This window comes from Dehalobacter sp. 12DCB1, assembly GCF_004343605.1.
GTDB lineage: Bacteria > Bacillota > Desulfitobacteriia > Desulfitobacteriales > Syntrophobotulaceae > Dehalobacter.
On record NZ_POSF01000002.1, the window covers coordinates 247,685 to 259,535 of the forward strand.

7 protein-coding genes are annotated in these 11,851 nt (G+C 44.0%); 6 read left to right on the forward strand and 1 reads right to left on the reverse strand.

Features of this window, described 5'->3' with window-relative positions; translation table 11 throughout:
• The first annotated feature begins 18 nt into the window (after positions 1-18).
• Positions 19-1,005, forward strand: coding sequence for an ABC transporter substrate-binding protein (locus C1I38_RS01805; protein WP_243103699.1), 987 nt, complete (start codon positions 19-21; stop codon positions 1,003-1,005).
• 738 nt (positions 1,006-1,743) lie between these two features.
• Entirely contained in the window at positions 1,744-5,535 is a 3,792-nt protein-coding gene (locus C1I38_RS01810) for a phosphoribosylformylglycinamidine synthase (RefSeq protein WP_165904953.1), read from the forward strand.
• Positions 5,536-5,654: 119 nt separating this feature from the next.
• Here the strand turns inward: C1I38_RS01810 and C1I38_RS01815 are convergent, their stop codons facing one another.
• Complete coding sequence (locus tag C1I38_RS01815) at positions 5,655-6,011, reverse strand: NusG domain II-containing protein (RefSeq protein ID WP_119775614.1); 357 nt, start codon at positions 6,009-6,011, stop codon at positions 5,655-5,657.
• A gap of 334 nt (positions 6,012-6,345) precedes the next feature.
• On the opposite strand from C1I38_RS01815, the gene fba reads away from it, so the two are divergent.
• From fba to C1I38_RS01835, 4 genes are all read left to right on the forward strand, one after another.
• On the forward strand, positions 6,346-7,272 hold the full coding sequence (gene fba / locus C1I38_RS01820; protein WP_119775616.1) for a class II fructose-1,6-bisphosphate aldolase: 927 nt from the start codon (positions 6,346-6,348) through the stop codon (positions 7,270-7,272).
• A 174-nt stretch (positions 7,273-7,446) separates the two neighbouring features.
• Positions 7,447-9,558, forward strand: a complete 2,112-nt coding sequence (locus C1I38_RS01825) for an ATP-binding protein (protein ID WP_119775618.1) — start codon at positions 7,447-7,449, stop codon at positions 9,556-9,558.
• A 148-nt stretch (positions 9,559-9,706) separates the two neighbouring features.
• The gene (locus C1I38_RS01830; protein WP_019224609.1) at positions 9,707-10,072 is read left to right on the forward strand and encodes a response regulator; all 366 of its coding nucleotides are present in this window, start codon (positions 9,707-9,709) and stop codon (positions 10,070-10,072) included.
• Positions 10,073-10,284: 212 nt separating this feature from the next.
• The gene (locus C1I38_RS01835) at positions 10,285-11,649 is read left to right on the forward strand and encodes a citrate/2-methylcitrate synthase (RefSeq protein WP_119775620.1); all 1,365 of its coding nucleotides are present in this window, start codon (positions 10,285-10,287) and stop codon (positions 11,647-11,649) included.
• Positions 11,650-11,851 lie beyond the last annotated feature (202 nt).

The following is an 11,851-nucleotide window of genomic DNA, read 5'->3' on the forward strand; positions in this document are numbered from 1 at the left end:
TGGAAAGAAGGAATGGAAATGAGAAGAATAATCTTAATAGGATTTGTTGTAGGTATTTTGATTTTGTCGTTGGGTGGATGCAAATCTTGGGAAAAATCTTATGAGGAGGCGGCCGCTACAACTTTTAAGGTTAATGTATTAAGAGGAACGACCGCATTAGGGATGATCAAGATGATGGAGCCTAGTCTTAAACCTAATCCTAGACTTGGCGACACGGTAAAATATGTAATTGAACAAAGCCAGGATACACTATATGCTAAACTGCAAGCCGGGGAAATAGAAACAGCGGTAATTCCGACCGAAATGGCGGCCAAGCTCTATAATAATGAGGGCCAATATCAACTGGCGGCGATTAATACCAAAGGAGCTATGTATGTACTTACCAATGGGGTTGTCATTAACAGCTGGACTGATTTAAAGGGTAAAGAGGTACATTTTGCCGTTCCAAGTAAAGCTCTGCTTGCAGTGTTTAAATACATGCTGGTTCAAAACGGAGTCGATCCGGATAAGGATATATCCCTTAAATTTATTGAGTCGGGCCAGGTACAAGCCGATATTGCGAATACCAACAAAATCATTGTAATGACAGAACCGTGGGTATCAGAGTTAATAGGTACGAATAGCAATATAAAGATTGCTCTGGATATTCAAAAGGAATGGAATCGAATAAATGGGGAGGAGACGCCGCTTGCTCATACTTGTTTAGTGGTTAAGCAGGAGGTAGCAGCTCGGGATCCTGAAGAATTTGGCTTGTTTTTACAGGATTATGCTGATTCAATAAATTGGGTAAATAAAAAACCAGCAGAGGCTGCGAGACTGGTCGCTAATCATGATATTGGAATATCTCCCGTAGTTGCTGAGGAGCTCATTCCCAGATGCAACATGCTTTATATGAAAGCCACTGATGCTAAACCGGCGGTGGAGAAATATTTAAAGATACTCCAAGGTAATACGCCGGATTCAATAGGAGGAAAACTTCCTGATAAAAATTTTTATTATAAATAAGAAGCTTGAAAGTGTTGTAAGGGGTTTTTGATGCGATATTCTCATATAACTAAAGAAAAGAAGGGTAGTAAGAAAACCACCCTTCTTTTTTATTGATAATATTTTATATGATTTAGAAGATTACTCCTAACGCAATTAAAATCAATATTGCAATCGCGATGATACCGACTCCAACTCCATAAACAGGCGCTACTGGAGCTACAGGGGCCATAGGTCTGCAGCAACATCCACCAGCGTATCCAAACATAATATTTCCCTCCTTTTAAAATTGATTCAAATTAGAATACAATACCTAAAGCGATTAACAGAAGAATAATTACAACAACAATTGCAATTCCACAACCACAACCGCCAAGACCTCCTGCTACGCCCCCAACTGCTCCATCATAGGCCATTTTTATATGCCCCCTTTCCTTATAAAGAATAAACACCAGAGAATATAGATCATAAGAACTTTATAAATTCATTGTTTTTATTTTATTTAGAGTCATTAACTCGTAGACAGCTATAACGATTATTCTCTGGTGTCCTATACACTATATGAGACACAACTCCGTTATGGTACTATTTGGAAGAAATGAAATGCCAAAAAAATTATGATCGGGCCTTGTAACGGGATTAAATTGACACAGTTGTGGGCTTACCAATAAAACAGGTATTGTGATATGGGCTGCATGAGCGTAAAATATACAAGACAGAAGTTAGAATAATTTTGCACACCAGAAATGGAGGTACTATATTTTGTTACAAGCTGTAAAAAGATTGTATGTTGAGAAGAAACAGGGGTTCAATATCGAAGCCCAGGGACTTTTTGCAGATCTTCGGGATAATCTAAGCATTGCAGGATTGCAGGGGGTCAGAACGATCAACCGCTATGATATTTCCGGGATTACCGATGAAGAATATAAGAAATCTCGTACGATTATTTTTGCTGAACTCCCCTTGGATATCCTTTACGACGAAACGCTGGATATCTCGTCAGGGGACAGGGTTTTTGCGATGGAGTATTTGCCGGGCCAGTATGATCAACGGGCGGATTCGGCTGCTCAATGTATCCAGATGCTGACCCAGAAAGAGCGTCCGTTGGTTGCTTCAGCCAAAGTGATTATCCTGGAAGGAAAACTATCTGATCAGGACTTTGCAAGAATCAAACAATACTGTATCAACCCGGTCGAATCCCGGGAAGCTTCGCTGGCAAAACCGCAGAGTCTGGAATTTGAAGCGGCAGAACCGGAAGACGTTGAAATGATGGAAGGATTTATTACTAAAACACCGGAAGAAATTATTGTGATGCAGCAGCGCATGAATCTCGCCATGAGCGTCGAAGACTTGCTATTCTGTCAGTCCTATTTCCGGGATACGGAAAGAAGAAATCCGACCATGACCGAAATAAAAACGATTGACACTTACTGGTCCGATCACTGCCGGCATACGACGTTCCAGACTGAAATTGAAGAAGTCGATATCCGGGAAGGACATTTTTCCGGGCCTATCCAAACAGCTTTCAATTGCTATAAGGCTTCCCGGGCTAAGGTATATCAGGACAAGCTGCCCAGTAAGGATATCTGCCTGATGGATATTGCTACGATGGGGATGAAAGAGCTTAAAATGGCAGGACTGCTTGATGATCTGGATGAATCTGATGAAATCAATGCCTGCAGTATTGTTGTGAATGCAGAAGTAAACGGCCAGGAAGAAGAATGGCTGGTGATGTTTAAAAACGAGACGCATAATCACCCGACAGAAATCGAACCGTTTGGCGGTGCCGCCACCTGTCTGGGTGGTGCGATCCGAGACCCGCTGTCAGGCCGGACCTATGTCTATCAGGCGATGCGGGTCACCGGCAGCGGCGATCCACGGGCAAAGGTCGAAGATACCTTGCCCGGTAAACTGCCGCAAAGAAAGATTACCACCGTTGCTGCAGCCGGATATAGTTCTTACGGCAATCAAATTGGACTGTCGACAGGTCAGGTTGCCGAAGTCTATGACGAAGGCTTTATCGCTAAAAGAATGGAGATCGGTGCGGTCATCGGTGCTGCCCCCAGAAAAAATGTCATCCGCAAACCTCCTGAAGAAGGTGACGTGATTGTTCTGGTTGGCGGCAGGACAGGCCGGGACGGCTGCGGCGGAGCGACGGGTTCTTCCAAAGAACATACGCTGGAATCGCTGACCAGCTGTGGTGCCGAAGTTCAGAAGGGCAATCCGCCGAATGAAAGAAAGATTCAGCGGCTGTTCCGCAACTCGGAAGTCAGTACGCTTATTAAAAAATGCAACGATTTTGGCGCCGGCGGTGTCTCTGTTGCCGTGGGGGAACTGACTGACGGCCTTGATATCTGTCTGGATGCCGTGCCAAAAAAATACGAAAGCCTGAATGGGACAGAACTGGCGATTTCCGAATCCCAGGAGCGCATGGCTGTCGTACTGGCAGCTGAGGATTGGGACAAATTCAAAAGCCTGGCCGCCGAAGAAAATCTTGAAGCAACCGTTATTGCCCTGGTAACCGGCGATCAGCGACTTAAAATGTCTTGGCGGGGCAAGAAAATCCTAGATCTCAGCCGTGACTTTCTGAATACCAATGGGGTCAAACAAAAGACGAAGGTTGAAGTGACGGCGCCGCTGGAAACGCAAAATTACTTTAACGCTATCCCCAACTCAGTGGCGCGGGAGCTGCTGGATCTGCGAAAAGCCTGGAATGCTAATTTAGGCGATTTGAATGTCTGCAGTAAAAAAGGACTGATCGAGAGATTTGACAGTACGATCGGTGCGGCATCGGTACTTATGCCGTTAGGCGGAAAATACCAGCTGACCCCGGCTGAAGGTATGGTCGCCAAACTGCCGGTACTTGAAGGTGATACGACGACAGCTACGATCATGACGTATGGCTATAACCCGCAACTGGCCAAATGGAGCCCGTTTCACGGGGCTTTATATGCGGTGCTGGATGCCGTTACAAAAGCAGTGGCGTTAGGTGGAGATTACCGTAAGATACGCCTTACCTTGCAGGAGTATTTCGGCAAACTAAATGACGCCAGCAAGTGGGGGCAGCCTTTCAGTGCTTTATTGGGCGCTTATTATGCTCAAAAGCAGCTAGGTATTCCCGCTATAGGCGGAAAAGACAGTATGTCGGGCAGCTTTATGGAGTTGAATGTCCCGCCTACCCTGGTCGCATTTGCCGTTTGTACGGCAGATGCCCGCAAAGTCGTATCCCAGGAATTCAAACAGGCCGGAAGCAATGTGGTCCTGCTGAAACTGATCCGGGACGAACAGGAAATCCCTGACTTTGCTATGGCGGTGAAAAACTTTGTAAAGGTCTTGAACTTGATTCAGTCAGGCTGGGTGCGCTCTTCACGTTCGGTCAGAATGGGTGGGATTGCCGGCGCTGTCAGCGAGATGGCTTTCGGCAATATGATTGGTTTTCGTTTCAGTAGACAAATAGAGTCTTCAGACCTGTTCCGGACGGATTATGGTTCGATACTACTGGAACTGGATGAGAAGACTGATCTGCCTGTTTTGTTTGGCGATGTCGGATACGAATTACTCGGCTGTACGCAGGAGAAACCAGCAATCGCTGTCAACGGAGTTGAGTTGCTGCTGACGGATGTGCTGGGCCAATGGGAAATCCCGTTGGAAAAAATCTTTCCAAGCAAGGCTGAGAATGCCGAAAATACCGAAAAACCTCGGGCAGTCAGCTTTGACAAGCGTAGTGCTTTCAGACCGGCGATTAAAGCAGCAAAACCACGGGTATTTATCCCTGTTTTTCCGGGGACAAACTGTGAATATGATTCTGCCAAAGCTTTCACGAAAGCCGGTGGTCTGGTCGAAACCATGGTTATTCGAAATCTCAGTGCCGCAGATATTGAAGGCTCGATCAAAGAAATGGTCAAAAAAATCAATAACTCCCAGATTATCATGCTCCCGGGCGGTTTTAGCGCCGGAGACGAACCGGATGGATCGGGAAAATTTATTGCCACCTTGTTTAATAACCCGCGCATCAAAGATGCCGTCATGAACCTTCTGAAACAGCGGGACGGCCTGATGCTCGGAATATGCAACGGATTCCAGGCTTTGATCAAGCTGGGACTTGTCCCCTACGGGGAAATTAAAGAAATAAACGCAGAAGACCCTACGTTGACCTATAACAGGATCGGACGCCACATTTCCTGCATGGCCCGGACCAAGGTTGTTTCCACACTTTCCCCTTGGTTTAGCGGTGTTGAATTGGGAGAGATTCACACGATTGCAGTTTCGCACGGCGAAGGAAGATTTGTCGCGAGTCAGGAAGTCATCAGCAAGCTGATTCAGAACGGGCAGATCGCTACCCAATATGTCGATCTGAATGGAATGCCAAGCAACGATGTCGAGGATAATCCGAACGGTTCCTTTGAAGCTATCGAAGGGATTACCAGCCCCGACGGAAGGATATTGGGCAAAATGGCGCATTCAGAACGGACCGGAACCGGTGTTGCTGTAAACGTCCCCGGCAATAAATACCAGCCCATTTTTCAGGGCGGCATCAATTATTTCAAGTAAAAGTTCCTATTCAAATCATACACCCTCAGACCTTTGGCTGGGGGTGTTATTATCATAGCGAAATAATCAACATGCGTCTTATTTCGTTGCAACATTTATTCCAGTAGATGAACACAAATTCAGTTCTCAATCTCGGTAATATTGACAATGGCTTTATTGGGCAGACAAACAGCATAGTCCCCTGGGTTTTCCAGCCAGCCTGTCCGGACACAAATCTGGTCGGGACAATTGGTTTCTTTAAATCTGATGCGGCCTTTTTCCACCAGAACAATCTCGTGGTACTTGCCTGGAAGGGTAATTTCCCGCGGTTCCTCGACTGCATTTAAATCAATACGTTCGATAAGCACGTTATTCTGTGTGATCTCGGCAAACCTGAGGTCTTTCCCATTTTGGGATTGATGGAATTTTATACTGCCTAAACCGATGAGCACGAGTATGATTATGATACCAATTAGGACAATATCGTGTTTCTTCATGATATTTATAGGTTCCTCCTTGAGCGCGCTCCATATGGCTGTCTGACTGAACAGAGCAAAGAAAACAGAACAGAACATAACATAACATCTACATTCCAGACATACTATAATTGATAAAACAAAACAGTGTCAAGAGAAGTCAAAAGGGAATATCTGTATATAACAAAAATGTAGGTAAATGGTGTCGAATGAATAAGTAAGTTTAGAAGGACTATTGAAGTTTACAGGCAATTAATATAAACTTAAGCCGTCACTAAAATGGCAAAAATAATTTTTCAACTGGGCAATACTATGCAAAAGCATACATATAAAAAAATATCTGGAGGGAATTAATATGCCACTGGTAACTTCTGCTCAAATGTTTAAAAAAGTCTATGGAAAATGTGCTGTCGGAGCATTTAACGTTAACAATATGGAAATTATTCAGGGAATTGTTGATGCTGCGAAGGAAGAAAAAGCACCTTTAATTTTACAGGTTTCCGCGGGTGCCCGGAAATATGCCAAACATATTTACTTAATGAAGCTGGTAGAGGCCGCAGTGGAGGATACGGGTTTGCCGATCTGCCTGCATTTGGACCACGGGGAAGACTTTGAGATTTGTAAGGCCTGTGTTGACGGCGGCTTTACTTCGGTAATGATCGATGGTTCCAAGCTGCCTTTTGCCGAAAATATTGCTGTTACCAAAAAGGTTGTAGAGTACGCCCATGCGAAAGGCGTTGTGGTGGAAGCCGAATTAGGCAGACTCGCAGGCATCGAAGATGCGGTAAACGTAAGTGTGAAGGACAGCAGCTATACGGATCCGGAGCAGGCTGCCGAATTTGTCCATGAAACTGGTTGTGATTCCCTGGCTGTTGCGATTGGCACTAGTCACGGAGCGTATAAGTTCAAGGGAGAAGCCATGCTTGATTTCGAGCGTCTTGAAAAGATAGCCTCACTACTTCCTGGCTTCCCATTGGTCTTACACGGTGCGTCCACGGTACTGCCGGAATTTGTAGCAAAATGCAACGAATACGGAGGAGATATCAAGGGAGCGCAGGGTGTCCCCGAAGATATGCTTCGCAAGGCTGGGACCATGGGCGTATGCAAAATCAATATTGATACCGATCTGCGCCTTGCCATGACAGCTTCAATCCGTGAGTATTTGGCAAACAGCCCTGCTGATTTTGACCCCCGCCAGTATCTCAAACCAGCCAGAGAAGCCATCAAAAATATGGTTAAGCATAAGATTGCAAATGTTTTAAACTGCAGCAATCAGCTCTAAGCATAACATACTGTACGGAACCAGCAAACAGAACATGATACTTGGGTCTGAAATACGAACTGTTGCGAAAAAGTAGACACTTTAAGTCTACTTTTTTCAACAGAATGAAAAAGGTATTTTGTAGATTTATGTAGAATTTTCCCATAAATAAATCTATATAAGTAGGGATATTGTTTGCAAAATAATTGGGAAAAAACGGTAAGAACAGTTAACGCTCTTATTCTTGCTCTGCTGCTATTAACACAAATTCTCTTGATCAGGTCTTGGTATAATAAGACCCTTGATGATATCGGCATCAACGCGATGACCATTTCTCGGGTTGTCGCTGACAGTATTAATATTGCTGAATATGAAAAGTTGCTTGCGGGGAAGGAGCCTAATGATTATTTTAGAGAGATGCAGGCATATTTTAAGCGTATTCAAGCTGAAACCGGAGTGAAGTATGTTTATGTCGAGCATCAAATATCACCCAGCCAAATTGAATACATTTTCGATTCGGAGGGGGATTCTTTAGGTGAGACTGATGAACTGTCTACACCGGCAGCACATACGAATACCAAAGCTTTTCACACGCGAGCTCAGACTTCAACGCTTTGGGGTACTTTGATTACCGGCTATGCGCCATTGGTTAATGCCGAGGGTCAGGTCATAGGCGCAGTCGGAACAGATGTAGATATCCAATATATTTATCAGGAACTGGCCAAACGCGTCGGACAGATCATTCTTTATGCAGCAGCCATGGTCATTCTCTTTGGCTTGCTTATTTACTTCACGCTCAGTGAAGAAATACGAAGACGCCGCATCGTCGAAAAAAATCTTAAGCGCACTATGCAGTCTGTGAAAGATTTACTCAATAATGCCGGGCAGGGCTTCCTATCTTTTGGGTCAGACCTGTGTATTGAACCTGAATATAGTGTCGAATGCCAGAGGCTATTGGGTTCTGACTTAGCTAAGCGTAACTTTCCGGACTTAATTTATCCGGAGGATCAGGAACAAAGAGACTTTATGAGCAAAGTTCTTCGGGAATGTTTTCAGGAGAATGACCCGGTACGCAGGGAGGTATTCCTTTCTTTTCTGCCGGATGCAATATTCCTGAATAACGACTATATAAAAATTGAATATAAGTTTATCGCGGCTAAGTATCAGGAAGAAACACAAGCTTTAATGGTCATCTTAACGGATGCTACGGAAAAACGCGCTTTGCAGGAACAAATGGAAAATGAACGCAAAACACTTAAAATGATTGTAAAGGCTGTTATCAGCCGTAATGACCTTTTGGAGCTTATTTCAGATTACCAGCGTTTTTGCCAGGTCACCGTGCCACAGCTGCTTATTTGCAAAGAACCGCTTCAGCAGGTAATTGCCGATGTCAAACGAAGGATTCATACCTTTAAAGGGGAATTTGGCCAGTTTGAGATGATACATATGGTTCGTTCTCTTCACCATCTTGAAGAAGAGATTAAATCTTTTGAACAAAGGGATTCAGCAACCAGTGCTGATTTAGGCATGCTCCTGCAAAATTTGAAGCTTGAACGTGTTCTGAATGAAGGTTTGCGTATTCTGCAGTCAACCTTAGGGGAGAATTTCGTTGCCACAGATAAAACCATTGAGATTCCGGAAGCAAAACTGGTTGAATTGGAAGAGCAAATAGCGACGCTTATTCCATCGCAGGAGGCCGATGTTTTGATCACCAAAATCAGGCAGTTGCATTACCGCTCGTTCAAAGAGCTTTTAGCTGCTTACCCGAATACAGTAGAAGGCTTAGCCCAGGGCTTGGAGAAATTGTTGTATCCCCTTGAACTAAAAGGTGGGGAGTTCCCTGTAGATACAAAAAGGTACCAGGCTTTTACCAAATCGCTGATTCATATTTTTACGAACTGCGTAGATCATGGCATCGAAAATAGGGAAGAAAGAATCAAAGCCGGAAAAGAAGAAAAGGGCCGCATTGTCTGCGAAATGAAATTAGTCCAAGATCAAATTTTATTAAAAATTGCTGATGACGGCAAAGGCTTAGACCTGGAAGGAATCAAACAAAAGGCACTCGAGCTTGGGACAGTTACCGCAGAACAACTGGCAGAGCTAGAAGATAAAGATATAATCCCGCTTATTTTTGAAGACGGGCTTTCCAGCAAAGAGAGTGCATCAATGATTTCGGGACGCGGCATCGGCATGGCGATTGTTAAACAAGAACTTGAAAAAATAGGCGGTCATTTGGATATTGTGACAAACCCTGACACTGGAACAGAATTCAATTTTCTGCTGCCTATGGAAGGCGGCGCTATCTAGTACAATGTTCTCAAATTCCCTGCTCAAATTATTCATACAAGCTTGATTACCCGCAATGAGTCTGGGGGCAAACCCGGGAGTTTAACGCAATCGTCTATTTGAGTATTTATTTCAGGAACGTTGTACTAGTTACAATCGAGGAGGGAAAATGGCTAAGGTATTAATCGTTGATGACTCTGCAATTATGAGGAGAAATTTAGCTGCCATCATGGGGAGAGGCGGGCATGAAGTCATAGGCGAAGCGCTCAATGGCATGCAGGCCCTGGCTGAATATGGGAATTTGCATCCGGATATTGTGACCATGGATATTACGATGCCTCTATCAGACGGTATCGAGGCGCTTGGTAAACTGCTCGGTAGGTATCCTGATGCTAGGGTGGTTATGATAAGCGCAATTAACCAAAAAGACAGGGTCTTCGAGGCAATTAAATTGGGCGCCAAGAATTACATTATTAAACCCTTTGAAGAAGACAAGGTAATCAATATCATAAACCAGGTCCTGGGTTTAAAATAATCGTTATCCGTGTGAATCAAAGATGATGTAAGGCCGATGAAGAGAGGGGGTTCTCTTTGTTAGTCTTCTTGTTAGGGTAATATAAATGATATTTACAACAAACAACCCGGATAGTATAATAAAGTTGTTTGAAAAAACGGCCACATCCTATTTTAAGGATAATAAAGCAAATAAGGTGATGAGACAGGATTAACTAAGAATCGGAGGAGAAAATGACGAGCAATAAAAAGGAAACAATTGATTCTTTTACACATAAGTACAGCAAGATCTGTCAGGAAAACAGCTGGATTGATCCAAGCCTCTATAATGCGTATGGCGTAAAACGCGGCTTAAGAGATAAGAACGGGGAAGGGGTGCTTGCCGGGTTAACCAATATCTCTTTAATCAAGTCTCATGACGAAATTGATGGAAAGCGGATTCCCTGTGACGGAAAACTTCTTTACCGGGGATACAATATCACCGATTTGGTCAAAGGGTTTGCATATAATCAGCAATATGGCTTTGAAGAAACAACGTATCTGCTTCTGTTCGGATCACTGCCTAATGAGGAACAATTGGCCCACTTCAAAGACATTTTAGTGGAAAGCAGAAATCTGCCTAAAAATTTTGTGCGTGATGTCATTATGAAAGCACCGAGCAGAGACATCATGAATTCTCTGACGAAGAGTGTTCTTACCCTGGCATCCTATGATGAGACCATAGACGATGTGTCTTTAGATAATGTTTTACGGCAATGTCTGATGTTGATCAGCATTTTTCCGATGCTGTGCGTGTACGGGTATCATGCCTACAATCATTATGAATGCAACGAAAGCTTCTATATCCACAGACCGGATGACCAGCTCTCCACAGCTCAAAATATTCTAAAAATGTTAAGACCGGATAAACAATTTACAGAACTTGAGGCCAAGGTGCTTGATATCGCGCTTGTGCTGCATATGGAACACGGCGGGGGAAATAATTCCACGTTTACGACCAGGGTCGTTTCTTCTTCCGGTTCGGATACGTATTCCGTTATTGCGGCGGCCTTATCCTCTCTGAAAGGGCCAAAACATGGCGGAGCAAATATCAAAGTTGTTGAGATGGTAGCTGATATCAAATCCCACGTTGCCAACCTTAGGGATGAAGAAGAGATCAAAAGCTACTTAACGAAGATTTTAAACAAGGAAGCGTTTGACCGGAGAGGTCTTATCTATGGGATGGGACACGCTGTCTATTCCATTTCCGACCCAAGGGCACAGATCTTCAAAGGCTTTGTTGAGAAGCTGGCAGATGACAGAGGCCGAAGAAGTGATTTTGAATTATATGCGATGATTGAGAGACTCGCTCCTCGGGTCATCGCTGAGGAACGGAAAATCTATAAAGGTGTCAGTGCCAATGTGGATTTTTATAGCGGCTTTGTTTATAGCATGCTGGATATCCCGCTGGAACTGTATACGCCGCTGTTTGCAATGGCCAGAATCGTCGGGTGGAGTGCCCACCGTTTAGAAGAACTGGTCAATGCAGACAAGATTATCAGACCGGCCTATGAAAGTCCCCTTATGGATAAGGATTATAGGGTGATGCAGGAACGGTAAACCCTTCTTGATTTGCTATAGCTGGTTCTTCCAGGAATAAATTTTTAGAGTGTCGTTATTCTTTTGAAACCTCTTGTCAGCAAGGGGTTTCTTGCTACGCTATGATAAGTTTTAGGATACGATGATTAGTTTCTGCATGTGTTTATGATACGAACTTGAATTTTTGCGGTATAATTGAGCTGTTAAAAAAACGGATCTGATT

Excerpts from the sequence above, each read along its gene's own strand:
- C1I38_RS01830 (WP_019224609.1), top strand. The coding sequence starts at position 9,707 with ATGGCTAAGGTATTAATCGTTGATGACTCTGCAATTATGAGGAGAAAT.
- C1I38_RS01835 (WP_119775620.1), top strand. The coding sequence starts at position 10,285 with ATGACGAGCAATAAAAAGGAAACAATTGATTCTTTTACACATAAGTAC.
- C1I38_RS01805 (WP_243103699.1), top strand. The coding sequence starts at position 19 with ATGAGAAGAATAATCTTAATAGGATTTGTTGTAGGTATTTTGATTTTG.
- fba (WP_119775616.1), top strand. The coding sequence starts at position 6,346 with ATGCCACTGGTAACTTCTGCTCAAATGTTTAAAAAAGTCTATGGAAAA.
- C1I38_RS01815 (WP_119775614.1), bottom strand. The coding sequence starts at position 6,011 with ATGAAGAAACACGATATTGTCCTAATTGGTATCATAATCATACTCGTG.